The organism is Myxococcus llanfairpwllgwyngyllgogerychwyrndrobwllllantysiliogogogochensis (genome assembly GCF_006636215.1).
Lineage (GTDB): Bacteria > Myxococcota > Myxococcia > Myxococcales > Myxococcaceae > Myxococcus > Myxococcus llanfairpwllgwyngyllgogerychwyrndrobwllllantysiliogogogochensis.
The window spans coordinates 1-595 of sequence record NZ_VIFM01000621.1; the positions used below are offsets into that span (position 1 = coordinate 1).

A 595-nucleotide genomic window follows, 5' to 3' on the forward strand; every position below is an offset into this window, starting at 1 on the left:
CCTGCTGCGCTCGGTGTAGCCCTCGGTGCGCGCGGCCGCCCGCACCGCGTCGGCGGCCTCCTGCTGCAGCAGCGGCTCGTCGCCGTGCAGGACGTAGAGCGGGCGCACCCCCTTCTGGAGGTGCGCGGCCAGCTGGTTCAGCGCGACCTGCATGGCACCGCCTGGTCCGCCCGGGCCCCGTGGCGCAGCGTCACTGCGGGCGCGCCGCGGCCAGGCGGCGCAGCAGTTGCTGCACGAGGTCGGTCTGCATGTTGCGGTAGAGCAGCGCTTCTTCGGCCTCCTTGGCGAGGGCGATGCTTTCGTTGTAGCTCACATCGCGCTGCTGCAGCAGCTCGGTCGGCGGGATCAGCTCCGCGCCCTGCTGGTTGCGCAGCCGGAAGCGGATGCGCAGGCGCAGCTGCAGCTCGCGCACCTGGCCGGAGGCGTTGTAGCCCACCACCACGCGCTCGCGCTGTTCGGACAGCAGTTCGAACACCGCCTCGGCCTTGGGCAGGTCGGCGGGATCGCGCAATACCGTGAGGTTGCCGCCCGCGCCCTTGAGCGTGAGCTCGAGTTCGCGCCCGAGGTGCGAGCCGCCCGCGGCCTGGATGTAGAG

1 protein-coding gene is annotated in these 595 nt (G+C 72.3%); it reads right to left on the bottom strand.

The window, feature by feature from the left end; genetic code table 11:
• Positions 1-190: 190 nt before the first annotated feature.
• Positions 191-595 (bottom strand): LPS-assembly lipoprotein LptE (locus FJV41_RS57100; RefSeq protein ID WP_141649560.1); only part of this gene is annotated, 405 nt, incomplete at its 5' end.